The organism is Rhodanobacter hydrolyticus, assembly GCF_044904645.1.
Window position 1 is genome coordinate 4318902 of the sequence record NZ_JADIKK010000008.1, and the last position, 26422, is coordinate 4345323.

At 66.0% G+C, this 26422-nt stretch carries 25 protein-coding genes; 13 read left to right on the top strand and 12 right to left on the bottom strand.

The features are described from left to right. The first annotated feature begins 180 nt into the window (after positions 1-180). Positions 181-1185 carry an RluA family pseudouridine synthase gene (locus tag ISP25_RS21855; RefSeq protein ID WP_404611681.1) on the top strand — a complete coding sequence of 335 codons (1005 nt, stop codon included), beginning with the start codon at positions 181-183 and terminating at the stop codon, positions 1183-1185. On the opposite strand, the gene ISP25_RS21860 is transcribed toward ISP25_RS21855, so the two are convergent. Then, positions 1163-2653, bottom strand: coding sequence for a CPBP family glutamic-type intramembrane protease (locus ISP25_RS21860; RefSeq protein ID WP_404611683.1), 1491 nt, complete (start codon positions 2651-2653; stop codon positions 1163-1165). The two genes, ISP25_RS21855 and ISP25_RS21860, sit on opposite strands and share 23 nt — an antisense overlap. A 14-nt stretch (positions 2654-2667) precedes the next feature. Next, entirely contained in the window at positions 2668-3009 is a 342-nt protein-coding gene (locus tag ISP25_RS21865) for a 4a-hydroxytetrahydrobiopterin dehydratase (protein WP_192157596.1), read from the bottom strand. A gap of 155 nt (positions 3010-3164) precedes the next feature. Here ISP25_RS21865 and ISP25_RS21870 point away from each other — a divergent pair, with 155 nt between their 5' ends. Further along, positions 3165-3773, top strand: coding sequence for an NfuA family Fe-S biogenesis protein (locus ISP25_RS21870; protein WP_404611685.1), 609 nt, complete (start codon positions 3165-3167; stop codon positions 3771-3773). Positions 3774-3891: 118 nt separating this feature from the next. Here ISP25_RS21870 and ISP25_RS21875 read toward each other — a convergent pair whose 3' ends face one another. From ISP25_RS21875 to ISP25_RS21890, 4 genes are all read right to left on the bottom strand, one after another. Further along, on the bottom strand, positions 3892-4242 hold the full coding sequence (locus ISP25_RS21875; RefSeq protein WP_192157592.1) for a c-type cytochrome: 351 nt from the start codon (positions 4240-4242) through the stop codon (positions 3892-3894). 13 nt (positions 4243-4255) lie between these two features. After that, positions 4256-4588, bottom strand: a complete 333-nt coding sequence (locus ISP25_RS21880) for a c-type cytochrome (RefSeq protein WP_404611687.1) — start codon at positions 4586-4588, stop codon at positions 4256-4258. Between the two features lie 402 nt (positions 4589-4990). Further along, positions 4991-6223: a TraB/GumN family protein gene (locus tag ISP25_RS21885; RefSeq protein WP_404611689.1), complete on the bottom strand. Its 1233-nt coding sequence runs from the start codon at positions 6221-6223 to the stop codon at positions 4991-4993. Between the two features lie 259 nt (positions 6224-6482). After that, positions 6483-7373, bottom strand: coding sequence for a carbon-nitrogen hydrolase (locus ISP25_RS21890; protein WP_192157586.1), 891 nt, complete (start codon positions 7371-7373; stop codon positions 6483-6485). Positions 7374-7541: 168 nt separating this feature from the next. Here ISP25_RS21890 and ISP25_RS21895 point away from each other — a divergent pair, with 168 nt between their 5' ends. Next, the gene (locus ISP25_RS21895; protein ID WP_192157584.1) at positions 7542-9341 is read left to right on the top strand and encodes a chloride channel protein; all 1800 of its coding nucleotides are present in this window, start codon (positions 7542-7544) and stop codon (positions 9339-9341) included. A gap of 68 nt (positions 9342-9409) precedes the next feature. Here ISP25_RS21895 and ISP25_RS21900 read toward each other — a convergent pair whose 3' ends face one another. The 4 genes from ISP25_RS21900 to ISP25_RS21915 all read right to left on the bottom strand — a co-directional run bounded on the left by ISP25_RS21900 (position 9410) and on the right by ISP25_RS21915 (position 12356). After that, entirely contained in the window at positions 9410-9934 is a 525-nt protein-coding gene (locus ISP25_RS21900; protein WP_404611691.1) for a YbhB/YbcL family Raf kinase inhibitor-like protein, read from the bottom strand. Positions 9935-10024: 90 nt separating this feature from the next. Next, positions 10025-10774, bottom strand: coding sequence for a helix-turn-helix transcriptional regulator (locus ISP25_RS21905; protein ID WP_404611693.1), 750 nt, complete (start codon positions 10772-10774; stop codon positions 10025-10027). Between the two features lie 8 nt (positions 10775-10782). Next, on the bottom strand, positions 10783-11820 hold the full coding sequence (locus tag ISP25_RS21910) for an agmatine deiminase family protein (protein ID WP_404611695.1): 1038 nt from the start codon (positions 11818-11820) through the stop codon (positions 10783-10785). A 188-nt stretch (positions 11821-12008) separates the two neighbouring features. Continuing rightward, entirely contained in the window at positions 12009-12356 is a 348-nt protein-coding gene (locus ISP25_RS21915) for a hypothetical protein (RefSeq protein WP_404611697.1), read from the bottom strand. 135 nt (positions 12357-12491) lie between these two features. On the opposite strand from ISP25_RS21915, the gene abc-f reads away from it, so the two are divergent. From abc-f to asnB, 5 genes are all read left to right on the top strand, one after another. Further along, a complete protein-coding gene (gene abc-f, locus ISP25_RS21920; RefSeq protein WP_404611699.1) occupies positions 12492-14438 on the top strand; it encodes a ribosomal protection-like ABC-F family protein in 1947 nt (648 codons plus the stop codon). 6 nt (positions 14439-14444) lie between these two features. Continuing rightward, positions 14445-15359, top strand: coding sequence for a phosphoglycerate mutase (locus ISP25_RS21925; RefSeq protein WP_404611701.1), 915 nt, complete (start codon positions 14445-14447; stop codon positions 15357-15359). Further along, positions 15311-17170, top strand: a complete 1860-nt coding sequence (locus ISP25_RS21930) for a single-stranded-DNA-specific exonuclease RecJ (RefSeq protein WP_404611702.1) — start codon at positions 15311-15313, stop codon at positions 17168-17170. Before ISP25_RS21925 ends, ISP25_RS21930 begins: the two co-directional genes overlap by 49 nt. Positions 17171-17522: 352 nt before the next feature. Continuing rightward, the gene (locus ISP25_RS21935; protein ID WP_192157566.1) at positions 17523-17894 is read left to right on the top strand and encodes a SpoIIAA family protein; all 372 of its coding nucleotides are present in this window, start codon (positions 17523-17525) and stop codon (positions 17892-17894) included. 464 nt (positions 17895-18358) lie between these two features. Beyond that, complete coding sequence (gene asnB, locus ISP25_RS21940) at positions 18359-20023, top strand: asparagine synthase B (RefSeq protein WP_404611704.1); 1665 nt, start codon at positions 18359-18361, stop codon at positions 20021-20023. Positions 20024-20361: 338 nt separating this feature from the next. On the opposite strand, the gene ISP25_RS21945 is transcribed toward asnB, so the two are convergent. Then, a complete protein-coding gene (locus ISP25_RS21945) occupies positions 20362-21675 on the bottom strand; it encodes an aspartyl protease family protein (protein WP_404611706.1) in 1314 nt (437 codons plus the stop codon). A 98-nt stretch (positions 21676-21773) separates the two neighbouring features. On the opposite strand from ISP25_RS21945, the gene prfB reads away from it, so the two are divergent. The 3 genes from prfB to lysS all read left to right on the top strand — a co-directional run bounded on the left by prfB (position 21774) and on the right by lysS (position 25005). After that, positions 21774-22899 (top strand): peptide chain release factor 2 gene (prfB, locus tag ISP25_RS21950; protein ID WP_192157559.1). Its coding sequence is split into 2 segments (ribosomal slippage): positions 21774-21848 and positions 21850-22899, totalling 1125 coding nucleotides; the frame shifts between segments, so codons are not numbered across the junction. Between the two features lie 87 nt (positions 22900-22986). Next, entirely contained in the window at positions 22987-23334 is a 348-nt protein-coding gene (locus tag ISP25_RS21955; RefSeq protein WP_404611709.1) for a hypothetical protein, read from the top strand. A 165-nt stretch (positions 23335-23499) separates the two neighbouring features. Next, a complete protein-coding gene (gene lysS / locus ISP25_RS21960) occupies positions 23500-25005 on the top strand; it encodes a lysine--tRNA ligase (RefSeq protein WP_404611711.1) in 1506 nt (501 codons plus the stop codon). A gap of 59 nt (positions 25006-25064) precedes the next feature. Here the strand turns inward: lysS and yidC are convergent, their stop codons facing one another. Further along, a complete protein-coding gene (gene yidC / locus ISP25_RS21965) occupies positions 25065-25700 on the bottom strand; it encodes a membrane protein insertase YidC (protein WP_192157553.1) in 636 nt (211 codons plus the stop codon). A gap of 137 nt (positions 25701-25837) precedes the next feature. Here yidC and ISP25_RS21970 point away from each other — a divergent pair, with 137 nt between their 5' ends. Together ISP25_RS21970 and ISP25_RS21975 are read left to right on the top strand one after the other, a co-directional pair. Then, complete coding sequence (locus ISP25_RS21970) at positions 25838-26137, top strand: YciI family protein (RefSeq protein ID WP_192157551.1); 300 nt, start codon at positions 25838-25840, stop codon at positions 26135-26137. Next, positions 26134-26385: a BolA family protein gene (locus ISP25_RS21975; protein WP_404611713.1), complete on the top strand. Its 252-nt coding sequence runs from the start codon at positions 26134-26136 to the stop codon at positions 26383-26385. Before ISP25_RS21970 ends, ISP25_RS21975 begins: the two co-directional genes overlap by 4 nt. Positions 26386-26422 lie beyond the last annotated feature (37 nt).

Here is a 26422-nt window from a genome sequence, read left to right on the forward strand (position 1 = left end):
CGGGCAAACGACGGTCCGAACCGTTACGATGAAAGGGAGTCGCGACCGCTGCCTGGGAATCAATCCTTGGGCAGTCGGCGCAATCCTCGCCGGCGTGACGGGCGGGGCCCCGGCCCGAACCGGTCTCGGCGGGCAGGGAATGGCGCTCGCCGAGTATCCTATTTCGACAGGTTTTTTTCAATGCAGACGGCAACTTCCCGCGACGTACCTCAAGGTGTGCGTCAAGTCGCGATCGGACCCGAGCGGGACGGCCAGCGTATCGACAATGCGCTGGCGACCCTGCTCAAGGGTGTGCCGAAAAGCATGATCTACCGGCTGCTGCGCACCGGCCAGGTGCGCGTGAACGGCAAGCGTGCCAAGCCGGATACGCGGCTAACCGACGGCGATATGCTGCGAATTCCGCCGATACGGCAGGCAGAACGCCCCGAAGAGCGTGCGGCGCCAGAGACAATGGTCGCCTCGGTAGCCGGGGCGGTGATCTTCGAGGACAAGCACTTCCTGGTGATCGACAAGCCCTCGGGCATCGCCAGCCATGGCGGCAGCGGAGTCAGCCACGGCGCCATCGAGCTGCTGCGCGCGGCGCGCCCCCACGAATCCCTGGAGCTGGTGCACCGGCTCGATCGCGATACCAGCGGCGTGCTGGTGCTGGCCAAGTCCCGGGCCGGCCTGACCGGCCTGCAGGCGGCGATCCGCGCCGGCGAAGTCACCAAGCAGTACCTGTGCCTGATGGTCGGCCATCCGCCCAAGGCCAAATTCGACGTCAACGCGCCGCTGCGCAAGTTCGCCCTGCAAGGCGGTGAGCGCATGGTGCGGGTCAGCGAGGACGGCAAGCCCGCACTGACCTTCTTCCGCGAGATGGAGCAGTATCCGGGCGCCCGCCTGATGCAGGCCACGCTTGGCACGGGACGCACCCACCAGATCCGCGTGCACGCCGCCCACGTCGGTCACCCATTGGCCGGCGACCCGAAATATGGCGATCGCGAGATGAACAAGCGCCTCCGCGAGATGGGGTTGCAACGGCTGTTCCTGCACGCCTCGCACCTCAGCTTCGAGCTGGATGGGCGCCTTTACAGCTTCTCCGCGCCGCTGCCGGACGACCTGAAGACCTTTCTTGATGTCCTGGCCGTGAAGGGCAAGCACCTGCCGTACATCCAGGCTGCCGCTAGAGAAAGAAACGGGCGCTGACCTCCAGCGAACGCAACAAGCCACCCTCCAGCCCGGCTTCCACCAGCAACGCGCAGGCGGCATGTGCCGCGGCCACCGGCAGCAGTGCGCGCGACCGCTGGAAACACCAGGCCCACCACAATTCGGCCAACAGGCAGAGCTGCATCAGCGCGCCGTTCGGCGTGTGCATCAAGGCGAACACGAGGGCGGTGAGCAGCACGGCAAAAGTGCCGTGCACCTGTTTGCTTTCGAGGCGACGCATCACCACGACCAGCATCAGCCATTGCTGCAACAACGCCCACGACAGATACATAAGCGCATGGCTCAATGCCGGCACCGCGAGCTGGCCACCGAAACGGATGACCAGCAGCAGCGCCAGCGGCAGCAGCGCGAATGGCAACAGCCACGTACGGGGATTGCCCCACCAGCACCAGTTCGCCGGGCGGCGCCGCCGTTCGGTTTGCGCGGCGAACAATACGGCGCCGACGAAGACCAGCACGCTGGGTACGGTCAACCGCAGCCCGAGTTGAAGACCGGCAATCAGCCACAGCGGGCCGGCGAGGCAGGCGAGCAACTCCAGCCATAGGCGCCCAGGCAGGCGTGGCCACCACGATGCCAGCATGAGCAGTCCCAGCAGGTAACCACCGGCACCGATCCATGGCAGCCAGCCATGATCATTGGACTCCCGCATGGTTGCCGGCGCGTCGCCATGCGGCAGGATCAGCGCACCCGGTCGTTGCCGCCACGTCAATTCGCGCAGCATCAATTGGGTTTCCGCCGAGGCGCCTGCGGGCAGGGCGATCCAGGGCACTGCCGGCAACATGGGATCGGCGAGCTGACGTGCCGCCGTCAACGGATCGGGCGACAGCAGCAGTGTGGGCAGCGCGGGGGCGGGCAGGGACGCATCGGGGTGCAGCGCCAGCTCGTCCAGTCGCAAGGAGACGTGTGCAGGAAGTAGCAGTCTCAGGCGCAGCACGTCGATCCGCTTCGGTGCGGAGCAGTCGCTGCCGCCAGCGGTTTGCCAATGCAGGTGGCGCAGATCGACCGCAAGTTGCAGCGGGCCGGCGGCGACGGGAGCGTCCTGCCAACCCAGGCAACCGGGCTGGTCCAGTCGTGGCTGCCAGACAATACCCAATTTGAACGGCGCATCCGCCACGCCGTGCAACGACAGCCGGGGCCAATGCTCCACATCGAGCATGCCGTGCACAGGCAGGCCGATTTCGAACGGCGAGCCGTCGCGGCTGGTGATGCGCAGGGCGCCGCCGGAGGATTCAACATCGGCGGCACCGAAGGCACGCCCGGCAACGAGGTCGTGCGGTTCGCGCAATGGCCAACGCCACAGCGGCTGGCCATGCTCGATCAGCGCAAGCCGGCGGTTCGCCACCTCATGCAGGTGCAAGGCGACAATGCGTTCGGCCAGGGTGCGCAGGCCGAGCAGCAGCAGAACCACCAGCAGCGCGAAAGCCGTGCCGGCAAGCCATCGGCGCACGATGGGGCGCACGGTCAACGTGCCAGCAGCGCCTCGACCTTGGCTGCACAGATGATGTCGTTGAGCGACAGCCCGCCCACGTCGTGGGTGGACCACAGCAACTGGCAATGGCCGTAGCCGGCTTCGATGTCCGGATGGTGATCCTCGTGGTTGGCCATGAAGCCGACCGCGTTGATGAAGCCCAGTGTGCGGTGGAAATCGGGGAAGCGGAAATCCTTGACGATGGCGTGGCCATCGGCAGCAAGCGTCCAGCCGGGCAGCAGCTGCAACAACTGGGTGATCTTGTCCGCACTCAGCGCATGTTCCTTGCCCTTGCGCGGCTGGCAATGCTGGCTGGCGAAATCGTGGATGTTCATGGCAGCTCCATCGGATGCACAAAGGCGAGGCTGCGCAGCGTCGAAGTTGTGCGTGCAAATGTCAAAGCCCGCAGCGCAGGAAAACAGTACTAAAATGGTGCTGATTCGACGGGCCGCGCTGGCGCGGCTGTCGCAACAGTTGCCACAGGTGAGACATGATCGAAATTTCTGAACGCGCCCAGCAGCACTTCCGCCGCCTGTTGGCGCAACAGGGCAACGAAGGCATGAGCATCCGCCTGCACGTGACCGCACCGGGAACGGCCGCGGCGAACTGCGAGCTGGAGTTCTGCGAGCCGGCCGAGTTGATAGGCAACGAGTGGACGGTCGAATGCGCAGGCTTTGATTTCCACGTCGAAGGGAGCAGCGCGCCGTGGCTGGATGGCGCCAGCATCGACTTCGAACCCAACACCACCGGCGGCCTGCTCAACATCCGTGCTCCGAAGATCAAGGGAGACGTGCCGGGGCTGGAAGCTGGCGTGATCGAGCGCGTGCGCTACGTGCTCGATGCCGAGATCAACCCACGGCTGGCCTCGCACGGTGGCCGCGTCACCTTGCTGGAGGTCGATGCCGAAGGCGTGGTGCTGCTGCAGTTCGGCGGTGGCTGCCATGGTTGCGGGATGGTGGATGTCACCCTGAAGCAGGGTGTGGAAAAAACCTTGCGCGAGCGCGTGCCTGAAGTGAGCGCAGTACGCGACGCCACCGATCACAGTGGCGGCAAGCAGCCGTACTACAGCAAGCACGAAGGCAAATCGGCCTTGGGCTGAGGCAGGCATTCGCAGGCGTCCCGATCGTGATAACCCGGCAAGCGGCCGTCCACGGCTGAACTCCTCAAACAGAAAGCCCGCCGTGAGGCGGGCTTTCTGTTTCGGTGAGAGGAGCGCGTCAATCGCCCTGGACGTGTCCCTTCAGCGTGTCGAGCTTGGTCGACTGGCTGGAGAAATAAGCGGCGATGTCCTCGATGTCCTGATCCGACAGCGTAGCCACCATACCCTTCATGATCGGGTTGTTGCGACGGCCGTCCTTGTACTCGTGCAGCACCTGTTGCAGGTATTCGTTGTACTGGCCGGCGAGGCGCGGGTACTGCGGATCGACCGCGTTGCCGTCGGCGCCGTGGCAGGCGAAACAGGCGGTGGCCTTGGTCTTGCCATCCGCAGGGTTGCCGCTGGCAAGCAGCGGAGTGGAGGCGATCGCCAAAACGGCGCCGAACGAAAGCAGGGCAAGTGCGCGTTGCATGCGGGGTCCTTGGTTACTTGGTCGGCGTGATACTGGACAGGTAGGCGGCGATGTCCTTGATGTTCTGGTCGGTCAGGCTTTGCGCCTGGGCCACCATCGTCGGATAGGTGCGGTCGCCACTCTTGTATTCGTTCAATGCATTGATGATGTACTGCTCGTTCTGCCCGGCGATTTTCGGCACGGGGTAATCCGGGTAGGCGTTGGCATAGCCCGGCACGCCGTGGCAGCCGGCACAGGTGTAGACCAGCGTGCGCCCAGCGGCCTTGTCGCCGCCTTCGGCGTGCGCGCTGACGGTGGCCAGCAAGGCAAGAGCGCCCGCCAAGCCAAGTGTGTGCAGTCGAATCATCGAGATCGTTCCCCAGGTGCGGCGGCAGATGCGAATGAATGCAACAATCGTCGCAGTATAGACAGCAGCTCCGGGCACGGACAACCTGCGGTGGCTAGAGCTTGCTCAAAGCCTCCCTACGGATCGCGCCGGGAGCTGTTTGCGCACAGGCCAAGGAAGAACGAAGGCACGCAGGGAGAGCTGCGGACGCACGGCTTTGTGGGGCAGGCAGTGGCCCATTCGCGACGCGGTGATGACATGGGCATCTGCGCAAACGGGCCCCGTCCCGTGGACTGCCTAGCAGCGGCCGCCATGCGACGGTGCGCGACTCGACCAGCCGGCCAGACAAGCACTGCGCCATGCACTACGACCTGACGACTGCGCAACGCGGGCTATGCGGAGATTTCGAACAAGTTTTGCCGCTCAGAACAGGCTGCGGACAATGTGGATGCCCGCGCTGTACTCGCCCACGATGGTGCCGAGGCTGACCAGGAAGAAGTTCAGCAGGGTGCGCGCCACGCGGTTTTTCCACCAGCCGCTCCAGTGCACGATGTCGTCGCGCAGCGTGTCGAAGTCGGCCACACGCGGGCGACGCACCCAGGCTTCGGCCATGGCGCTGATGCCGCCGGCCGGGATGCCTGGACGAAACGGCTTGATCGGCGCGGCGATGAAGGCGGCGAGGATGCTAAGCGGATGTGCGCCCGCAGCGACCGCGCCCAGCGCGGCGAAGCCGCCGGTGAACAGCACCCACGCGGTGAGCACCTGCGTGCCCAGCGCCGCGTTGCGATGGAAGGCGAAGGCGATGGCTGCGAATACCGCCAACACGAGGCCCACGGCCAGCCATTTCGGCCACCGTGCCTTTGGCGGCGACCGCGCCAGATCGGCGGCGATCGTCGCCGGGTCGTCGCGCTGTTCGCGCAACAGTTCGCACATGCCCTTCAGGTGCCCTGCGCCGATCACCACCAGTACGCGGCGCGGTTCGGCAGAAGGCTTGCGCGCGGCTTCCTCGCGCAAGCGCGCGGCCATGTAGGCGTCGCGCTCGCCGATCAGGCTCTGGTACAGCGGCTTGGACTCGCTGGCGAACTCGCTGAAGGCGCTTTCCAGCATGTCGCCCTGCTTGAGCTTCTCGATCTCGCCGGGCTCGATTTCCTCGCGCTCGAACACGCTGGCGAGCAGGCCGCCGAGCAGGCCGAAGCGCTGCCAGAAACCTACGTTGTGCCAAGCGCGCTTGAGCGTAGTGCCAACCTCGCGGTCGATCAGCCACAGCGGCAGGTTGCGCGCGGCGGCGCCTTCCATCGCCGCCTTCATCTCGGCACCGGGCTGGATGCCGGATTGCTCGGCGAGGCGTTTCTGGAAGGTGGAAAGGACCAGGCTGGCAGCCACCATGCCTGCTTTGCCCTGGCGTATCACCTGGAACAGGTCCATGCGCTTGAACGCCTCGGGATCGCGCATGCCCTGTGCGCGGCTATCGCACAACTCCACCGCGACCGCGTCGAAGTGCTCGTGGTCCAGCAGTGCCTCCACCGCCTCCATGCTGGTGCGCGAGACGTGCGCCGTGCCCAGCACCACGTACTCCACGCCGTCGCGCGTCACGCGTTCGATGGGCTGGTCCTGCAGCACGGCTGGCAGGGGAGAAGTGGATTTGGGAACACTCATGCGTAAGGCATATCGGTCACTGGGAAGTCCCCAAGCATGGGGACGCGCCCCGCGCGAAGCAAGTCAGAAGTGTGGCCACGGGAGCCACGCATGTGATTTTCGTCGCTGGGAATAGTCGCCATGAAATTGAAGAGTGCGGCCATGAATGGCCGCCCGTGTGATTTTCGCGATAGGGATGATCGCCATGGAATCGAAGAGTACGGTTATGGGTGGCCGCTCATGTGGTTTTCGCGATCAGCGATCACCGCAAAGGCAAAATTCAGTCCCGGAAACGCTTGAGCAGGTCGCCGTAGGAGTCGATGCGACGGTCACGCAGGAACGGCCAGATGCGACGCACGTGCTCGCTGCGCTGCATGTCGATCTCGACCAGCAGCAGCTCGCGCTGATCGGTGCCGGACCTGGCGAGGAATTCGCCTTGCGGTCCGGCGACGAAGCTGGTGCCCCAGAACTGGATGCCCGCGCCCGTGCCCGAAGGGTCGGCCTCGTGGCCGGTGCGGTTGCAGGCCAGCAGCGGCAGGCCGTTCGCCACCGCGTGGCCACGCTGTACGGTGACCCAGGCTTCGCGCTGGCGATCCTTCTCTTCCTGTGCGTCGTTGGGGTCCCAGCCGATCGCGGTGGGGTAGAGCAGCAGCTCCGCGCCGGCCAGCGCCATCAGGCGCGCGGCTTCGGGATACCACTGGTCCCAGCACACCAGTACGCCAAGCTTGCCTACCGAGGTCTGGACCGGATCGAAACCAAGGTCGCCTGGCGTGAAGTAGAACTTCTCGTAGAACGCCGGGTCGTCGGGAATGTGCATCTTGCGGTACTTGCCCGCGATCGCCGTCGAGCGGTCGAATACCACGGCCGTGTTGTGGTAGAGCCCCGCCGCGCGCTTCTCGAACAGCGAGGCCACCACCACCAGCTTCAGCTCCTCAGCCAGCTTGCCGATGCGGGCGGTACTGGGGCCGGGGATGCTTTCCGCGAGATCGAACAGGTCGACCGACTCGTGCTGGCAGAAATACGGGCCGTTGTGCAGCTCCTGCAGCAACACCAGTTCGGCACCGGCCTTGGCAGCTTCGCGCAGGCCGGCCTCGATCGCATCGAGGTTGGCGTCGCGGCTGCCGCGGTCGGTTTCCTGCAACAAGGCGGCTTTCAGGATTTTGCGGGTCATGGCGATTCGGCGTGAGAGTTTGCGCCGCATAGTGTAACAAGGCCGTCCGCCATGACTGCCGTTTGGGCTACTCTGGATCGCAGCGATGCTTCCCTGACGGAGGTGGCCGATGGTTGGTGCAGACGGACGCATGATCCGGTGCTGCGGCATCGGTGGCGGGTGTGCCGCATGAACGCTGTCGCCAACTGGCTGCTGCGCAAGTACGAACGCTGGAAGCAGGACACGCTGAGTCAGAGCGATTTCCGCCCCAGTGTCAGCATCCTCAAGCTCTCGCTGATGGCCGTGTTCGTGGGTATCGCTGCGGCCTTCGTCGCGTACGTGCTGTACCGGATGATCGGCCTGGTCACCAACCTGGCGTTCCGCCAGCAGTTCTCCTTCGATTTCATCGCGCCGGCCCTGCACGCTCCGTTGTGGGCGATCGTGCTGGCGCCGCTGGTAGGCGGCCTGCTGGTGGGGCTGATGGCGCGCTATGGCAGCGACCGCATCCGCGGGCACGGCATCCCGGAGGCACTGGAGGCGATCCTGTTCCGCCGCAGCAAGATGATGGCGAAAGTGGCGATCCTGAAGCCGCTGTCCGCGGCGGTCGCAATCGGCACCGGCGGCCCGTTCGGCGCGGAAGGGCCGATCATCATGACCGGCGGCGCGGTGGGCTCGCTGTTCGGCCAGATGTTCTATCTCACCTCGATGGAACGCCGCACCTTGCTGGTGGCCGGCGCGTGCGCCGGCATGGCGGCGACCTTCGGCACGCCGATCGCGGCGACCCTGCTGGCGGTGGAACTGCTGCTGTTCGAGCTGCGCCCGCGCAGCACGATTCCGGTGGCGATCGCTTGCTTTGTGGCCGACGCGCTGCGCATGTGGTTGCTCGGCCCCGGCGCGTTGTTTCCGTTGGCGACGGCATTCGAGGTAAGCCTGCCGACCTTCGGCCTGGCCGCAGTGTGCGGCTTCCTCGCCGGCTTGCTTGCCACGGCGCTCACTGCATTGGTGTATCGCGCGGAGGATCTGTTCCACCGCTTGCCGGTGCATTGGATGTGGTGGCCGCTGATCGGCGCGGTGGCGGTAAGCGTCGGCGGCGTGATCGAACCGCAGGCGCTGGGCGTGGGCTACGGCGTGATCGACAGGTTGCTTAACGGCCAGTTGGTAGGCATGGCGATTCTGGTGTTCATGCTGGTGAAGTCCGCGATGTGGGTGATCTATCTCGGTTCGGGCACGTCCGGCGGCGTGCTGGCGCCGCTGTTGTCGCTGGGTGCCGGCCTGGGCGGGCTGGAGTCGATGGTGTTTCCCGGCCAGGATCCGTTGCTGTGGCCCTTGCTCAGCATGGGCGCGATGCTGGCCGGGGTGATGCGCCTGCCGTTCACCTCGATCATGTTCGCGCTCGAGCTCACCCACAACGCCAGCGCACTGCCAGTGCTGCTGGTGTCCTGCACCATGGCCTACGGCGTGAGCGTATTCCTGATGAAGCGCTCGATCCTCACCGAGAAGATCGCGCGCCGTGGTCTGGACATCTTCCGCGAATACACGGTGGACCGGCTCGAGCACATCCCCGTGCGCGAGGTGATGACCACCACAATGATCACCGTACCTGGTGATGTCAGCGTGCGTGAGCTGTCCGAACGTTATTTCGGTCCAGACCAGCGATACCGCGCATTTCCCGTGGTGGATGCCGAAGGCGGCCTGCTCAACGTGGTCAACCGGCAGGACGTGCAGCGCTGGCTGCGGGACGATCCTGCAGGTAGCGCGCGGCTGGCCGAAGTGGTGGACAAGGAACCGGTGGTCGCCTTGCCCGACGAGAGCTGCCAGAGCGTGGCCGTGCGCGCCGCGGTGGAAAAGCTCGATCGCATCCCGGTGGTCGGCCCGGACCGTCGCACCCTGGTCGGCATGGTCACTCGCTATGACCTGCTCAAGCCGTACACGCACTACCACGACGAAGAGAAGGTACGCGAACGCTTTTTCCGCAACGGCAAGCCGTGACGGCGGCGTCGAGAGCGCGAAAACGCAGGACACGGAAAGCCCGGGCCACATGCGCTCCCGCCGATCATTCAACGGCCGTAGGTCAACGTGACATGGGCTTTGCCAAGCGTATGGCCGTGGATCATGAAGCCGGCCAGTGCCGGCGAAGCGCCTTCCGGCAGCTCCATGGAAGGCACGTCCAGCGCATACACGGTGAAGATGTAGTGGTGCGGCGCATCGCCCTTGGGTGGGCAAGGGCCGCCCCAGGCTGCCTGGCCATAGTCGTTGCGCACCGCAAGTGCGCCGGTCGGCAAGTCGCCGCCGGCCGGCAGCGCAGTGTTCGAGGCCGGCAGGTTGATCACCACCCAGTGCCACCAGCCGCTACCCGTGGGAGCATCCGGGTCGTAAACGGTCAGCGCATAGCTGCGCGTGCCGGCCGGTGCGTGCTGCCAGTGCACGGCGGGTGCGCGGTTGCCGCCGGTGCAGCCAAAACCATGGAAGCTGCTGCTCCGGGGCAGGTGGCCGTGTTCGCCATCGACCTGCACCCGGAAGTCGGCGGCATGGGCACCCAGAGCAAAGGCGGATGCAAACAGTGTGGCAATCAGGCGGCGCATGGGGAACCTCGCGGGGACGGAGTGCACGCATGGTGCGTGGCATCGCATCGTCGCGGTGGCTCCAAACGCGCAAGCGCTCGCTCGATCCGCTCAATCACGCAGCTCGGAGGGCAAGCTGCCGAAGCGTTCGCGGAAACGCGCGGTGAAGCGCGAAGGCGAGGCATAGCCGCACTCGACGGCCACTTGCTTGAGCGGCTTGTGCGAGCCCTGCACCAAGGCCAGCCCGTGGGTGAGCCGCACCTCTTCCAGGATCCCGCGGAAGCTTGTCGCCTCTTCGGCCAGCCTACGGCGCAGCGTGGCGGTGCTGAGCGCGAGTTGCGCGGCCACGGCTTCTGCGCGCCACTCGCGTGCGGGCTGTGTGTTGAGCAGCAGGCGAATGCGCTCGCCCAGCCCGCGGTCGCGCGGCATCGGCGCTCGGTAACCGGCCAGCGCCACGGCGGCCACCAGTTCGGCGACACGGTGGCGCAGCAGGTTTTCCGGGAGCTGTTCGGAGACGCCTTGCTCGACGTGGGCAAACGCCTGTTCCAAGGCGCGCTGGACAGGCAGTGCCGCCCAGGGCGGTGCATCGGCGGGCGCCAGGTCGGCAGTCGTCAGCATCGCCTGCGGCAGGCACAGGCAGACGGCGCGATACGCGCCATCGTCCGGCGGCAGGTTCTCCACATGCAGCAACTGTCCAGGCGCCACCGCGGCAAAACCGCCGGCAGGGATTTCGTCCTGACGTTGTCCGTTGCCTATGCGCTTGCGGCCCGCGCGCACCTGGAAGATCGAGAACTCGGCGAAGGGCGCGGCAGCGATGCGCTGGCGCCGCCTTGCGAATATCTCCAGGCGTGCGATGGTCACGCGTGAACTTAATCGACCAGCCCGGCAGGCAACTGCATGGTGATGCAGTGCAGGCTGCCGTTCTGCCAGATCAGCGGACGGCAGGGCACCTGCACCACTTCGCGGTCGGGATGCGCAGTGGCGATGATGCGCGCGGCCTCGTCGTCGACCGCGTCGCCATAGGCGGGCACCAGTACGGCGCCGTTGACGATCAGATAGTTCGCGTACGAGGCGGCGAGGCGACGGCCTTGGTCGATGATGGGCTGGGCCCAGGGCAGCGGGTGCAGCCGATAGGGGCGGTCATCGGTAGTGCGCAATGCGGCGAGTTCGTCGCCCATGCGCGCGAGCTCGTCGTGGTGTTTGTCGCCGGCGTCATTGCAGGCTTGGTACACGATGCGTTCGCCAGGCGCGAAGCGGGCAAGGGTGTCGATGTGCGCATCGGTGTCGTCGCCTTCCAGGTAACCGTGATCCAGCCACAGGATGCGATGGGCGTGCAGGCTGTCCATCAGGACGGCGTCCATCGCCGCGCGACTCTGTTCGGGGTGGCGTTGGCTGAGGCACTTCCAGGTGGTGAGCACGCTGCCGACGCCGTCGCTCTCGATGCCGCCGCCTTCCAGCGCCCAGTCGATGCGGCGGTGGCCGGCCTTGCCGAACACCCCGGCATCGACGAGGCCCGCGATCAGCGCGTCGTCCTGTTCGGCGCCGAACTTGCCGCCCCAGCCGGTGAAACGGAAATCGGCGAGCTGGAAGTTGCCGTCGCCGTCGGCGAGGGTGATCGGACCGGAGTCGCGCAACCAGGTGTCGTCGTAGGGGAGCTCGATGAAACGGATGCGGGCAAGTTCGACACCCGCCGCGCGCAACAGGGTTTCGGCATGGGTACGCACATCGGCATCAGCCACCACCACGATCAGGCGCTGGAAGCGCGTGACCGCTGCGGCCAGCGCCACGTAGGTGGTTTCCACCTCTGCAAGGCGTTCGGCCCAGTCGGTGCCCGCATGCGGCCAGGCGATCAACACCGCGGCTTGCGGCTCCCATTCGGCGGGCAGGCGCCAGCGGGGTTCGGTCATGAGGAGATACTCGTGCGGGTCGGACGGCGCCACCGGGGCGCAGGGCCGCTCATTTTAAGCGATACGCACAGCGCAAAACGGCGGGGCGCCGCTTTGCGCGCCCGAACGGCGCCGCAAGGGCGGCACAGAAGTGTGCGGCATGAAAAAAGCGGCCCGCATTGCCGCGGGCCGCGATTGGGAGCCGGCAATCAGTTCGTGGCGGCCGGATTGGTGTTGTTGCCGGCCGGCGTGTTGAGCACCGAATGGATCACGTGGCTGCCCTGGAAATATACGATGAAGTCCGCGTATTCCCAGCGGTTGATGACCGGATGCTTGCTGCTGTCACCGCCGCGCGGCGCGAGTTTGCGCTGCGGTGCGCCGTAGCGCTGTTCGACCTGCGCCATGCTCATGCCGCGCGTCGGTAGGTTCATGGTGTTCTCCTGCTGCACGCGATGGATCAGCAGGTTGTCGGCGCGGGCCATTTGCGGCGCGGCGAAGCCGCTGAATCCGATAGCGATGGCTGCCAGCAAGGGCAGGTTGTAGCAATGCTTGGACATGATCCCCTCTCCGCACGTGGCGTTGCCGCGCCGTTGTAGCAGAACTGCCGACGACTATCCACGGTTGGTGGCGCCGGGTGTGATCCCCATAGCCGTTATGATGTGCGGCCGATTCGCCCCGATTGAAGTGTTCCCATGATCGCGTTCCGCCATTTTGCCCTGCGCCGCGGCAGCCGCCTGCTGCTGTCCGACATCGACCTGGTGATCCAGAGTGGCTGGCGGCTGGGCGTGATCGGGCGCAACGGCTGCGGCAAGTCCAGCCTGTTCGCCGCGTTGCAGGGGCAGGTGGAGGCCGACGCCGGGGACATCGACCTGCCGGCCAGGCTGCGCCTGGCCTCCGTCGCGCAGGAAACGCCCGCGCTGCCCGATCCGGCGATCGACTATGTGCTGGGTGGCGACATCGAGCTGGCTACCGCACTGCGCGACGAAGCCGACGCCGAGGCGCGCGGCGACAGTGAGGCGATGGCGCGCGCGCATCACCGCATCGAGGAACTGCACGGCTACGACGCCCGCGCCCGTGCTGGCCGCCTGCTGCACGGCCTCGGCTTCGCGCCGGAAACGCACGAACGCGCGGTCAAGGAGTTCTCCGGCGGCTGGCGTGTGCGCCTGAACCTGGCGCGCGCGCTGATGGCGCCGTCCGAACTGCTGCTGCTCGACGAGCCGACCAACCACTTAGACCTCGACGCCGTGCTGTGGCTGGAAGAGTGGCTGCGGCGCTACCAGGGCACCTTGCTGATCATTTCGCACGACCGCGAATTTCTCGACGGCGTGATCGACCACACCTTGCATCTGGTCGATGGCGGCGCGCGCCTCTATACCGGCAACTACAGCGCGTTCGAGCGTCTGCGCGCCGAACAGCTGCGCCAGCAGCAGATCGCGCACGAACGCGAGCAGGCCGAGCGCGCGCACCTGCAGAGCTTCATCGACCGTTTCAAGGCCAAGGCCAGCAAGGCCAAGCAGGCGCAGTCGCGCATGAAGCGACTGGAGAAGATGGCCGGCACCGAGGCGGTGCGCGCCGAACGCGCCTTCCATTTCCAGTTTGCCAGGCCTGATCGCGTGCCCGATTCCATGCTGCAGCTGGAAGAGGTGAACGCCGGCTATCCGGCCGGTTCGCGCGAGGAAGGCAACGATCATCTGCCCGGTCACGACGCGCCCAGCCGCGAGGCCACGATCATCCTGCGCGACGTGCGTTTCCGCCTCGAAGCCGGCGAACGTATCGGTCTGCTCGGCCCCAACGGCGCTGGCAAATCCACGCTGGTGAAAACGCTGGTGGGCGAGCTCACGCCGCTGGCGGGCGAGCGCAAGGCGCACAAGGACCTGAAGATCGGCTACTTCGCCCAGCACACGGTGGAGAGCCTGCGCGAAGGCGCCAGCCCGTTCGACCATCTGCAGGACAAGGCGCCCGGCGTGGCCGCGCAGGCACTGCGCGATTTCCTCGGCACGTGGAACTTTGCCGGCGACCGCGCCTTCGAGTCGGTGGACGGTTTCTCCGGTGGCGAACGCGCACGTCTCGCGCTGGCCTTGATCGCCTGGGACAAGCCCAACCTGCTGCTGCTCGACGAACCCACCAACCATCTCGACCTCGACATGCGCGAGGCGCTGGCCGATGCGCTGGCCGACTTCGACGGCGCGCTGGTGCTGGTGTCGCACGACCGTCACCTGCTCGGCATGGTCAGCGACAGCTTCTGGCGCGTGGCCGACGGCGTGGTGGAGCCGTTCGATGGCGATCTCGACGACTACGCACGCTGGCTGCGGGCGCGCGGTTCGGCGAACAGGAAATCCGCCAAGGTCGAGGCGAAACCTGCGGCAACCGTCGAATCGCCGGAAGAACGTCGCCGCAATGCGGCCCAGCAGCGCGACAGCGAAAAGGCCTCGCGCCAGCGCGTGAAGAAAATCGAGACGCGCGTGGCCGCCATCGACGCCGAGCTGGTTGCGCTGGAAGCTAAGCTGGCCGACCCGGAAACCTACAACGGCCCCACCGCTGCGTTGATGAAGCTCGGCCAGCAGCAGACCGAACTGCGCCGCGAGAAGGAAACGCTGGAGACGGAATGGATGGCCCTCTACGAAGAACTGGAAGCCTGATTGCCGATGAGCGCGCAACCGACGCAGTTGTGGCTGCCGGCGCTGGATCGCTTTGATCGCACACATCCGCTGCGTCGCCTGTTGGTACGCGCGGATCGCGAGGCAGACTGCGGCCATGACCGGCTCGCGGCGCTAGCCGATGCCTTCCAGGCTGGCGCAGCGACGCTGCCGGCGGCGGCGCTGCTGCGCCAGCATCTGGCAGGCGATGCGGGCGACGCCATCTGGCTCAATGCCGATCCCGCCTGGGTACAGCCGGACATGGCCGGTGTGCGCATGCTTGCCTGCGGCTCGATGCCGCTGGAAATGGACGAGGCGCAAGCCTTCTTACAGGTGCTGCAACCGGCCTTCGCCGAAGCCGGCCTGCAACTGGAGGCCGGCGCGCCCAACCATTGGCAATTGCGCCTGGCGCACGAGGTGCGGCTGCCGGATTTCGCCACGCCCGAGCAGGCGTTGGGCGAGGACTTGTACCAGCACTTGCCACAAGGCGCGGAAGGCCGCGTGTGGCGCATGCTGCTCAATGAAGTGCAGGTGTCGCTGCACCAGCATCCCTTGAACGTCGCGCGCCAGTCGCGTGGCCTGCCGCCTGTCAACAGCGTGTGGTTTTGGGGAGCAGGGCGGCTGCCTGCGTCGCTGCAAGGCCGATCTGCTGGTGTGGTCGGCAGCGATGCGTTGCTGCTTGCGCTGGCCGCGCGCGCAGGCATTCCGTTCGCAGGACGCACGCAGGATGCCGTGGCGTCGGTGCCAGCCGGCTGGCTGGTCGACCTGCAGGACTTGCCTGCGGCGGAGTTTGACGAAGCATGGTGCTCGGCCATCCAGACGCTGGCGCAACGACAGCCTTTGCACATCGCATTCGCCAGCGGCGAACGCTGGTCGTGGCGGCCGCTGCACCGCTGGCGCTTCTGGCGTGGAGTGCCGCATTGAGCGTGCTGGAACTGCGGCGGCGCGAATCGCAGGGCGAACCGTCCGGCTGGGACGCCGCCGTGCACCCGGTGTTGCAGCGGGTCTATGCCGCGCGAGGCGTGCTGCGACCCGAAGGCGTGGCGCATCGCTTGCAGCATCTGCTGCTGCCGCAGTCGCTGGGCGGCCTGGATGCCGCCACCGAGCTGCTGGCCGAGGCCATCCGCGACGATTGGGCCATCCTGATCGCCGGCGACTACGACTGCGATGGCGCCACCGGCACCGCCGTGGCCGTGCGCGGCCTGCGCATGCTGGGCGCCAAGCGCGTGGCTTATGCCGTGCCCAACCGCTTCGTGCACGGTTACGGGCTCACGCCCGCGCTGGTCGATTCGCTGCAACCGCGGCCACAACTGATCGTCACCGTGGACAACGGCGTGGCCAGCGTGGCCGGCGTGGCGCGGGCGCGCGAACTCGGCATGCGCGTGATCGTCACCGACCACCACCTGCCGGGCGAGCAGCTGCCGGGTTGCGATGCGATGGTGAATCCCAACCTTGCCGGGGACGGCTTCCCGAGCAAGGCGCTTGCCGGCGTGGGCGTGATGTTTTATCTCCTGCTCGCACTGCGCGCGCGGCTTTACCCGGGCGATCGTCCGGATCGCCAAGGTCGAGAAGAGTCCATCCACGGACGCACTCCCGAAAAGGGCAGACCCGACCTCTCCACCTTGCTCGACCTGGTGGCGCTCGGCACCGTGGCTGACCTGGTGCCGCTGGATTTCAACAATCGCGTACTGGTGGAGGCCGGCTTGCGGCGCATCCGCAATGGCTATGCCTGTGCCGGCATCGCTGCGCTCATCGAGTGCGGCAAGCGCAGTGCGGCCACGCTGTGCGCCAGCGATCTCGGCTTTGCGGTGGGGCCACGTCTCAATGCCGCCGGCAGGCTGGAAGACATGCAACTGGGCGTGGAATGCCTGCTCACCGACGACATCGCACAGGCACGCCGCTACGCCGGGGAGCTCGACGCGATCAACCGCGAGCGCCGCGACCTGCAAGCCTCGATGGTGGCCGAAGCCGAGGCGATGACGGCCGGCCTGAGCGATATCGACGCGGTGGGCGTGGCGCTGTACGAACCCTCGTGGCACGCGGGTGTGGTGGGCCTGGTGGCCTCCAAGCTGAAGGAGCGCCTGCACCGGCCGGTGATTGCCTTTGCGCCGGCCACCCTTGAAGAGTGCGGCGACGGATCGCCGCTTCTTGATTCTTCCGCACAAGAAGTGCGTACCAACCGCTCCGACACCGAACACCTCCGCGGCTCGGGGCGCTCGATTCCCGGTTTCCACCTGCGCGATGCGTTGGCGATGATCGATGCCCGCCAGCCCGGCCTGATCGAACGTTTCGGCGGCCATGCGATGGCGGCCGGCCTGAGCCTGCGCACGGCGGATTTCCCGCGCTTCGCCGCCGCTTTCGACACGGCCGCGCGCGAGCTGATTGCGCCGGAACGCCTGCAAGCGGCTCTTTACACCGATGGCGAACTTCCTGCAGGCAGCCTGTCGCTGCAGCTGGCCTTGCAACTGCGCAGCGCCGGTCCCTGGGGGCAGGCCTTTCCCGAGCCCCTGTTCGACAACGTGTTCGAATGCGCGAACTGGAAGCCGATGGGCGAGGGCCACTGGCGGCTGGGACTGCGCGATCCGCGCGACGGCAGCATGCACGACGCGGTGATGTTCAACGTCGGCAGCGTCTCTCCACCCTTGCGTCTGCGCGCCGCCTACGAACTCGTGGTCAACGACTGGCAGGGCCGCGAGTCACCGCGCTTGCTGCTGCGCCACATCGAGCCGGCCTGAGAGTCTGTTCGCGATCTCCAAGTGCCGGGCGTTGCCATCGAGTGGCAGCGCGCGGCGTAGCGCCTGTCCAGCAACCGTGCGCCGCGTGGCGGCCACTCGATGAGAGCCTAATGAGCCGAGTTTGTTTGCCCATAGGCTGGCCTCATCATTCGATATTGGACAGGCGTCTACTCCTCGCTTCTCAAGGCCGAATCCATCCATGGATTCCCCTGCGTGCCTTCGGCCTTCTTTCGCCTGCGCATACACAGAGCTCTGCGTGCGCGGCACCTGGAGATCGTGAACAGACTTTGAGCTCGCGCGGCGTTCACGACGTACGTCCCACACTGGTCACCCGCTCGTCACGGAGACCCTCATGCTTGAACAGATCGATGGATTGCCGCCCGGTACAGTGGGCTTTCGCGCGCACGGCCAGGTGACCGCGGCGGACTACGAGCAGGTGCTGGTGCCGGACGTGGAAGCGGTGTTCGCGCTCAATCGCAAACTGCGCATGCTGTTCGTGGTGGACCCCGACTTCACCGGCTTCGACGCCGGCGCGATGTGGGACGACGCCATGCTCGGCATGCGCCACCTCAGCGGCTGGGACCGCGTGGCGCTGGTGACCGACGTGCGGTGGCTGCGCACGGCGACCAAGGCGACGCGTTTCCTGGTGCCCGCCGATTTTCGCCTGTTCGCGCTGGCCGGGCTGGAGGAAGCGACGCGCTGGATCGCAGAACCAGCGGAATAGTGCATGCCGCGCCGGGTCACCGGGTCACCGGGTCAGTGCATGGTGAGTACATGGACGGCCAAATGCCTTCATGCCCAATCGTCACTTGCGCAAACGCCAGCCTTCTGTTCTAGTCGTTCCATGACCTTCACGTCCGCCATGTTTCCGAACGCCACCGCGCTTGCCGCGCCGGGCATCGTGGCGGTCGCCAACAATAATCGCGCGAGCAGTAACGCCAATCGTTGGCGGGCCCGCGCGTAGCTGAAAGCAACACCACCAGACACGCGACCAAGGCCCGCCCAGTGCGGGCCTTGGTTTTTTTGTGGGTCTGATTTGTGCGCGGATCCATCCGCGCGAAGGCAAGACCGGCTCTCCATGGCCGTGCATCGACCATTGCGTGGCTCCATCCACGCAAAGCAAAACCGGCCATCCGTGGCCGACTTTCAAATAGAGCTTTCATCACCAGCAAACGAGGAACGCCCACCATGTGTTCGATTTTCGGAATGTTCGACCTGCAACCGGGCGACGATCTCGCCGCCCTGCGCCGGCAGGCGCTGGAACTGTCGCAGCGCCAGCGCCATCGCGGCCCGGACTGGAGCGGCGTGTTCGTGGATGCTGGCGTCATCCTGGTGCACGAGCGCCTCGCCATCGTCGATCCGGCCTCCGGCGCGCAGCCGCTGCGCTCGCGCGACGGCGCGCTGGCGCTGGCGGTCAACGGGGAGATCTACAACCACCGCGAATTGCGCGATACCAGCGGCTATGACTTCACCACAGGATCGGATTGCGAAGTCATCAACGCGCTTTACCGCGAATACGGCGCGGACTTCCTGCACAAGCTCAACGGCATCTTCGCGTTTGCCCTGTGGGACGGCGCCGCGCAGCGTTACCTGATCGCGCGCGATCCCATCGGCGTATGCCCTCTGTACTGGGGGCATGACGAGCAGGGGCGCCTCTGCGTGGCTTCGGAGATGAAGGCGCTGTCCGGCGTGTGCGCCGACGTGGCCACGTTCCCGCCCGGCCACCTGTACGACAGCGCCACCGGCGAGCTGCGCCGCTACTACGAGAAGGGCTGGCGCGACCATGCCGCCACGCGCGGTCACGAAGTGCCTGCGGCCGAGCTGCGCGAAGCGTTCGAGCGGGCCGTGCATCGCCAGCTGATGACGGACGTGCCCTATGGCGTGCTGCTTTCCGGCGGGTTGGATTCCTCGCTGGTGGCCGCCTGCGCCGCGAAGTTTGCCCGCGAGCGTATCGAAGACAACGACAGGAGCGAGGCGTGGTGGCCGCGCCTGCATTCCTTCGCCATCGGGCTGGAAGGTTCGCCCGATCTTGCCGCCGCGCAGATTGCTGCCGATGCGCTGGGTACGGTGCACCACGGTTTCGTCTACACCTTCTGGGAAGGGCTGGACGCGCTGCCCGAGGTGATCCGGCATCTGGAGACCTACGACGTCACCACCATTCGTGCCGCCACGCCGATGTACCTGCTGGCTCGCCGCATCAAGGCGATGGGAGTGAAGATGGTGCTGTCGGGCGAGGGTTCGGACGAGATCTTCGGCGGCTACCTGTACTTCCACAAGGCACCCTCGGCGGAGGCTTTCCACGAGGAAACCGTACGCAAGCTCGACGCACTGCACAGCTACGACTGCCTGCGTGCGAACAAGGCGATGATGGCCTGGGGCGTGGAGGCGCGCGTGCCGTTCCTCGACCTCGAGTTCATCGACGTGGCAATGGGCATGGACGCCACCTACAAGATGGCCGGCAACGGCAGGATCGAAAAGCATGTGCTGCGTGCCGCATTCGACGGTGCCTTGCCGAAGGAAATCCTCTGGCGCCAGAAGGAGCAGTTCAGCGACGGCGTGGGCTACGGCTGGATCGACGGACTGAAGGCGAACGCCGAGCAGATGGTGAGCGACCGCGAATTCGCCGCCGCCGCGGCCCGCTTTCCGTTCAACACTCCCGCCACCAAGGAGGCGTACTTCTACCGCCGAATCTTCGAACAGCATTATCCGGGCGAAGCCAGCGCGGCCACCGTGCCGGGCGGCAAGTCCATCGCGTGCTCCTCGCCGGTTGCGATCGAATGGGATGCGAGCTTTGCCGGCATGGCCGATCCGTCGGGTCGCGCGGTGCGCGGAGTGCACGAAAAGGCGTTGTAACGACGCCGAAGGTTCAAGCGGTTATTCCAGGGCACGCCCATTGCTGTTCGGGATATCCGAACTCCTGTGTCCAGACTCCTGGCACCGCGGACCCTTGCTCCAAACAGTGAAGCCGGGCGACTTGAATTCGCGCGAACGCCGGATAGTGAATCTCTCTCCCTCCGGGAGAGGGGGCGGCAGCCGGGAGAAGGTTCGGGCAGAGCGAGATGCCGTGGCAGGTACGGCCCCTCTCCCCCGGCTCTCTCCCGGGTAGGAAAGGGGAGAAGAGCGGCCGCGAAATATTCCGGGCAGCAATGGATGCACACCGGGATGTGCACTCCATCTGGCGTCGACAGGCCTCAATGTTTCAGCAGACAAGTGTGCTGGCTGTTGAAGTCCACGTAGAGGTCCATGTCGTCGAGCATGGCATGGCCCAGCGCGTAGTCCCATGGCAGGTTCGGACTGCGCGCGGCGACATAGGGCATCCGCAGGGTCTTGCCATCGAGCGTGACCTCCAGCGTGCTGCGCGCGCTGCCGCCACGGCCGCCGCCCATGCTCCCCATGCCTCCGCCGCCCATGCCGCCCATCCCACCCATGCGATGTCCGCCTCCATGGCTTGGTGCTGCCGGCGCATCCTTGTTGCCATAGAGATAGAACGGGCTGTCGAGGCTCAGCATCGCCACGCTTTGCGCATCGTCTATGCCCAGCTGCACAGCCAGGCGCAGGCCGGTGCTTCCGCCTGCATCGCTGGCGAGCAGCATCGCGTCATCGCAGGCCGGGCGGGCGTCGGTCGGGCCGTAGACCTGGATGTTGTCGCGCGCCATGCGGAACGTGCGCAGATACTTGAAGAGGCCCATGCCGATGGCATGGATGTGCGCGCCAGGCACGACCTGCACCGGCACATGCCGGAAGGTGGCGCCGGCGAAACTCAGGCTGTCCAAAGTGGCGAAGGTTGGCGATGCCGGGTGGTCCTTGTCGGCGCTTTCAGCTGCGACCTGGATGCCCAGGCCCTGGGCAGTGTCCTGATCCAGTACGACATAGGCGCTGCTGGTGCCGACACGTAGCGCGACTGGCTTGCCGTTGATTTGCGCGTCGATGGTGTCGTCGTCACTTTCGCGATTGCCATGATGCCTGCCGGCATGTACCGGGATGTCGAAGCCCGTGCTCGGCAGCTCCGCTTCAGTCACCGCCTGCCCGGTCTGCAGGGCTACAAAATGGTTCAGCTGCTCCCATTGCGCGGCCGGCAGCTTGCCCTGGAATTGTTGCGGTAGTTGCTGCATCGCTGTGCTGGCGGCATGGTCCTGACCGGACAGGCGCAGGTTGCCCAATGCGAACAGCGCGCAATACAGCGCTACCTGTGGCTGGTTGTTGATCAGGCCATTTTTGCAGGTTGCGGCCTCGGTGCTGGACTGGGCCAGGCGCCCATGCACGCGGTCCAGCGCCATCGCGGCCAGCACCCGCGTCAGCGGATCGTTTTGTCGGAGGAGTTTGTCCAAGGCATCGGTATCCACCTTGACCAGGGCGGTGTTGATGACTTGCACGGTATCCGCCGGGGTGGCGGCTGGCGGATTGTCTGCCGCAGCCACCGGCATCGCGGCCACGGTGGCGGCAAGCATGGCAAGCAGGGCGAAAACAGGGCGAAGGCGCACGAAGATTTCCCGGATCGATGGCATTCCGAACGCCAACGCGGCAAATCCGGGTCGGTGGACAGGGCCATGTCATGGGGCGCTCTGTTAACATGGACGGCCTTTCTCCACCGTTTTCACCATCCATGATCGAGACCAATCCGATCCTCGCGCAGATCGCGGACCTCACGGCCCGCGTCGAGTCGCTTAGGGGGTATCTTTGACTACGCCACCAAGCGTGAGCGCCTCGAAGAAGTAAGCCGCGAACTGGAAAGCCCCACCGTGTGGGACGATCCGCCGCGCGCGCAGGAACTGGGCCGCGAACGCGCGCGCCTGGACACGGTGGTGACCGGCATCGACGAACTCACCGCCGGCCTCTCCGACGCGGGTGAGCTGGTGGAAATGGCCGCCGCCGACGGCGACGAGGAAACCGTCGCTTCGGTCACGGACGACGTCGGCAAGCTCGAAGCCCGTGTCGGCAAGCTGGAATTCCAGCGCATGTTCTCCGGCAAGATGGATTCGGCGAACGCCTTCGTCGACATCCAGGCCGGCGCCGGCGGCACCGAGGCGCAGGACTGGGCCGAAATGCTGCTGCGCATGTACCTGCGCTGGGCCGAATCGCGCGGCTGGAAGACCGAGCTGCTGGAAGCCTCCGGCGGCGAAGTGGCGGGCATCAAGTCGGCCACGTTCCGCGTCGAAGGCGACTATGCCTACGGCTGGCTGAAGACCGAGATCGGCGTGCACCGCCTGGTGCGCAAGTCGCCGTTCGATTCCGACAACCGCCGCCACACCAGCTTCACCAGCGTGTTCGTCTCGCCCGAAGTCGACGACGACATCGACATCGAGATCAATCCGGCCGACCTGAAGACCGACGTCTACCGTTCGTCCGGCGCCGGTGGCCAGCACGTGAACAAGACCGAGTCCGCGGTGCGCATCACCCACGTGCCCAGCGGTGTGGTGGTGGCCTGCCAGACCGAGCGCAGCCAGCACGCCAACCGCGACCGCGCGATGAAGATGCTGGCTGCCAAGCTGTACGAGCTGGAAGTGCAGAAGCGCAATGCCGAGAAAGATGCGCTGGAAGCGACCAAGTCCGACATCGGCTGGGGCAGCCAGATCCGCAACTACGTGCTCGACCAGAGCCGCATCAAGGACCTGCGCACCGGCGTGGAGCGTTCCGACACGCAGAAGGTGCTGGACGGCGACCTCGACGAGTTCATCGAGGCCAGCCTGAAGTCCGGTCTGGATGCGGGCGCCAAGCGCATCGATGCCTGAGGAATCCGTATCGCGGCTTCAGCCGCGATACGGAAGGTCGCCTGTATAGAGCTTTCCCGGTTCCCAACACAGACGGAGGTAGCCAGCATGAATGCCAAGAAGATTTGCAGCATCCTGTTTGCCTGCGCCGCATTCACGGCGTTTGGCGCGAGTGCGCAGAGCGCAGGCCAGGACATCAAGCAGGGCGCAAAGGACGTAGGCCACGGTGTCGCCACCGGTGCACGGGCGGTGGGGCACGCCACCAAGAACGTCGCCACCAAGGTCGGCCACGGGGCGAAGGAAGCCGGCACGGGTATTGGCCACGGTGCCAAGAAAGCTGGCGTCGCCGTCGGTCATGGCGTCAAGAGCGCCGGTACCGCCATCGGCCACGGTGCTAAGGAAGGCTGGGACGCCACCAAGGACGCGACCAAGAAAGCGTTCGGCAAGGGCAATTGACCGCCTTCTGACCGTTCGCGCTGAGCATTGCTTGCGTAAGCAAGCGAAGTCGAAGCGTCTCGCGCAGTTCCTTCGACTTCGATCCTGCGGACCTGCGCTCGGGACGAACGGTTCTATTTCAGATATGCAGCCACCGGTGCCAGCACCGGCCATCACGGAAGCCTCATGAGCGACGATACCCAAGACGAAAACAAGCTGATCGCCGAACGCCGCGAAAAACTCACGGCATTGCGCGGGCAGGGCATCGCGTTTCCCAACGACTTCAGGATGGACAGCTTCGTCGGCGACCTGCAGGATGAGTACGCCGACAAAGATAAGCACAATGCCGAGGCCATCGAAGCCGCACAGCGTCGCGTGAAGGTGGCCGGCCGCATCGTGCTCAAGCGCGTGCAAGGCAAGGTCAGCTTCGCGCAGATCCAGGACATGACCGGTCGCATCCAGCTGTTCATCCATGCCGGTACCGTGGGCGACGTCTACGATGCCTTCAAGGGCTGGGACATGGGCGATATCGTCGGCGCCGAAGGCGTGCTGATGCGCACCAAGACCGGCGAGCTGTCGGTGAAGGTGGACGCGCTGCGCCTGCTCACCAAGAGCCTGCGCCCGCTGCCCGACAAGCACCACGGCATGGCCGACGTGGAGCAGCGCTACCGCCAGCGCTACGTGGACCTGATCGTCACGCAGGAAGCGCGCGACACCTTCCAGAAGCGCTCGCGCATCATCGGCTTCATCCGCCAGTGGCTGGAAGCCGAACCGCGCCGCTTCATGGAAGTGGAGACGCCGATGATGCACGTGATCCCCGGCGGCGCCACGGCCAAGCCCTTCATCACCCATCACAATGCGCTGGACATCGACCTGTTCCTGCGCGTGGCGCCGGAGCTGTACCTGAAGCGCCTGGTGGTCGGCGGCTTCGACCGCGTGTACGAGATCAACCGCAACTTCCGCAACGAGGGCGTGTCCACCCGGCACAATCCCGAGTTCACCATGCTGGAGCTGTACCAGGCCTACGCCACCTACAACGAGATCATGGACCTCACCGAGTCGGTGATCCGCGATACCGCACGGCACGTGCTGGGCACCACGCACCTGGAGTGGGATGGCGCGCAGATCGACGTCGGCCCGACCTTCCGCCGCTGGACGATGGAAGACGCGGTGCTGGAGCACAACCCCGAGATCAAGCGCGAAGAATTGCGCGACCGCACGGCGATGGCTGCGCACGCGAAGCGCCTGGGCGTGCAGGTCAAGGACGGCTACGGCTGGGGCAAGCTGCTGCTGGAGATCTTCGAGAAGACGGTGGAGCACACCCTGGTCCAACCCACCTTCATCACCCAGCATCCGGTCGAGGTGTCGCCGCTGGCGCGCGAGAACGACAGCGACAAGGGCATCACCGACCGCTTCGAGCTGTTCGTCAACGGCAAGGAGCTCGCCAACGGCTTCTCCGAGTTGAACGACCCGGAAGACCAGGCCGCGCGCTTCCAGGCCCAGGTGGACGCCAAGGATGCCGGCGACGACGAGGCCATGCACTTCGACGCCGACTACATCCGCGCGCTGGAAGTGGGCCTGCCGCCCACCGGCGGCCTCGGCATCGGCATCGACCGCCTGGTGATGCTGCTCACGGGCTCCGCCTCGATCCGCGACGTGCTGCTGTTCCCGTACATGCGGCCCGAGGCCTGAACCTCTCCGCCGGGATATGGCAACAAGGCCCGCGAGTCGCCTCGCGGGCCTTGTGCGTTTCAGGCTGGCAGGCGTCGGACGCGCTGCCGCAGCAGCAGGTTCTGCAGCACGGTCACGCTGCCCGAGCCCAGCCAGTACAGGCCCAGCCCGGCGGCCACGTGCCACACCATGAAGAACGAGATCGCCACCGGCAGCCAGTGCAGCAGGGTGCGTGCCTGCTCGGGCAGCATGGGATTGAGCAGCATCGCGGCCATGCCCAGCATTGCCACCGACAGCGCCAGCCACAGGTCGGGCCGCGCCAGTTTCGGTATCCAGAGGAAGGAACCCATGCTGGTCATGCCCTGGCGGATCGCCGCATAGATGCCCGCGCTCATCGGCGCCTGCACCAGCGCGGTGAGCAAGCCGCTGCCGAGTCCGCTGGTTATACCGTGTTCGCGGTAAAGCGATTGCATGGCGGCTGCATGCGCCGCGGGGTTCTTCGCATGGTGCTCGCGCAGGCGTTCCAACTGGGGCTTCAACGTGGCCAGTCTGCGCTGGCGCAACCAGCCCTGTTCGGCGGCATGCAGGGTCATCGGCAGCAGCGCAAGCCGTACGGCCAGCGCGAGTGCGATCACCGCAAGGCCATAGCTGCCGTCTAGCCCTGCCGCCAGATGGCCCAGCAGCGCGACGATCCCGTTCACGAACATCGTCCACATGTAACGCTCTCCCCAACACGTCGTTGATGACGACACGCAAAGTGGGCATCGCCACGTCCGCTTCAAGCGGGCAATGCACATGACTGGCGGCACAGTCGGGTAAAATTGCGGTTTCGACTCGCAACGGAGCCTTGCCCATGTGGTTCGCGATCATCGCCCAGGATCATCCCGGTTCGCTGGACAAGCGCCTCGCCGCCCGCCCCGAGCACCTGGAACGGCTGAACAAGATGCAGGAAGAAGGGCGCCTGTTGCTGGCCGGTCCGTTCCCGGCGATCGAGTCGGAGAATCCCGGTCCGGCCGGCTTCACCGGCAGCATGATCGTGGCCGAGTTCGCCTCGCTGGCGGACGCCGAGGCCTGGGCGGGCGCTGATCCCTACGTGGCTGCCGGTGTCTACGCCGAAGTGAGCGTCAAGCCGTTCCGCAAGACCCTGCCATGAGCGAAGCGATGGCCGAGCAGATCCGCGTCCGCCTTGCGGCCGCGTTCTCGCCCACCGAGCTGGAGGTGGTGGACGAGGGCCATCTGCACCGCGGCCACGCAGGGGAAGGCAAGGGACATTTCCACGTGCGCATCGTCAGCCCCGCGTTCGCCGGCGTGCTGCCGATCAAGCGCCATCGGATGATCTATGCCACGCTCGATGACCTGATGAACCGCGGCATCCACGCGCTGTCTATAGATGCGAAGTAGAAAATAATTAACAAACAATACGATACAACACATTTCT

Coding starts and splice junctions, on each gene's coding strand:
- ISP25_RS21970 (WP_192157551.1), top strand. CDS start 25,838: ATGTGGTTCGCGATCATCGCCCAGGATCATCCCGGTTCGCTGGACAAG.
- asnB (WP_404611704.1), top strand. CDS start 18,359: ATGTGTTCGATTTTCGGAATGTTCGACCTGCAACCGGGCGACGATCTC.
- ISP25_RS21915 (WP_404611697.1), bottom strand. CDS start 12,356: ATGTCCAAGCATTGCTACAACCTGCCCTTGCTGGCAGCCATCGCTATC.
- abc-f (WP_404611699.1), top strand. CDS start 12,492: ATGATCGCGTTCCGCCATTTTGCCCTGCGCCGCGGCAGCCGCCTGCTG.
- ISP25_RS21925 (WP_404611701.1), top strand. CDS start 14,445: ATGAGCGCGCAACCGACGCAGTTGTGGCTGCCGGCGCTGGATCGCTTT.
- ISP25_RS21885 (WP_404611689.1), bottom strand. CDS start 6,223: ATGAGTGTTCCCAAATCCACTTCTCCCCTGCCAGCCGTGCTGCAGGAC.
- ISP25_RS21865 (WP_192157596.1), bottom strand. CDS start 3,009: ATGAACATCCACGATTTCGCCAGCCAGCATTGCCAGCCGCGCAAGGGC.
- ISP25_RS21855 (WP_404611681.1), top strand. CDS start 181: ATGCAGACGGCAACTTCCCGCGACGTACCTCAAGGTGTGCGTCAAGTC.
- ISP25_RS21890 (WP_192157586.1), bottom strand. CDS start 7,373: ATGACCCGCAAAATCCTGAAAGCCGCCTTGTTGCAGGAAACCGACCGC.
- yidC (WP_192157553.1), bottom strand. CDS start 25,700: ATGTGGACGATGTTCGTGAACGGGATCGTCGCGCTGCTGGGCCATCTG.
- ISP25_RS21895 (WP_192157584.1), top strand. CDS start 7,542: ATGAACGCTGTCGCCAACTGGCTGCTGCGCAAGTACGAACGCTGGAAG.
- ISP25_RS21900 (WP_404611691.1), bottom strand. CDS start 9,934: ATGCGCCGCCTGATTGCCACACTGTTTGCATCCGCCTTTGCTCTGGGT.
- ISP25_RS21870 (WP_404611685.1), top strand. CDS start 3,165: ATGATCGAAATTTCTGAACGCGCCCAGCAGCACTTCCGCCGCCTGTTG.
- ISP25_RS21955 (WP_404611709.1), top strand. CDS start 22,987: ATGAATGCCAAGAAGATTTGCAGCATCCTGTTTGCCTGCGCCGCATTC.
- ISP25_RS21975 (WP_404611713.1), top strand. CDS start 26,134: ATGAGCGAAGCGATGGCCGAGCAGATCCGCGTCCGCCTTGCGGCCGCG.
- ISP25_RS21880 (WP_404611687.1), bottom strand. CDS start 4,588: ATGATTCGACTGCACACACTTGGCTTGGCGGGCGCTCTTGCCTTGCTG.
- ISP25_RS21875 (WP_192157592.1), bottom strand. CDS start 4,242: ATGCAACGCGCACTTGCCCTGCTTTCGTTCGGCGCCGTTTTGGCGATC.
- ISP25_RS21935 (WP_192157566.1), top strand. CDS start 17,523: ATGCTTGAACAGATCGATGGATTGCCGCCCGGTACAGTGGGCTTTCGC.
- ISP25_RS21945 (WP_404611706.1), bottom strand. CDS start 21,675: ATGCCATCGATCCGGGAAATCTTCGTGCGCCTTCGCCCTGTTTTCGCC.
- ISP25_RS21910 (WP_404611695.1), bottom strand. CDS start 11,820: ATGACCGAACCCCGCTGGCGCCTGCCCGCCGAATGGGAGCCGCAAGCC.
- lysS (WP_404611711.1), top strand. CDS start 23,500: ATGAGCGACGATACCCAAGACGAAAACAAGCTGATCGCCGAACGCCGC.